General features: G+C 49.6%; 1 protein-coding gene. It reads left to right on the plus strand.

Annotation, left to right across the window (positions count from 1 at the left end; all coding sequences use genetic code 11):
* Window positions 1–335, plus strand: a 335-nt coding sequence (locus AC1RPG_RS08525; RefSeq protein WP_481762556.1) for a hypothetical protein, incomplete at both ends; no start/stop codon positions are given.

Below are 335 nucleotides of genomic sequence, written 5' to 3' on the forward strand. Positions count from 1 at the left end.
TCAACCAATACCACGAACCAGCTTGTCAAGACAATCAATGGCGTGAGCCCGGACAGCACAGGCAACTTCACACTGGGTGCCACCAAGAACAAGTTGATCAATGGCAGGTTCCGTCTAAATCAATATGGTAATCCTGCGTCTGGTGCTATAGCCACATTCGTGGCCGATCGATGGTACATGTTCAGTAACGGCGCTACTGTGACCACAGCAACCGGGACCACTGGTAGCGACACTACTTATTTGTCGTGGCAGGAGACATCTGGTACTGGTGCACCTTATATTTCGCAGTCCATAAATGATGTGTCCACACTGAATGGCCAGACAGTTACTGTATC

Source organism: Dellaglioa sp. CoH-57-MRSF-18, from assembly GCF_056781995.1.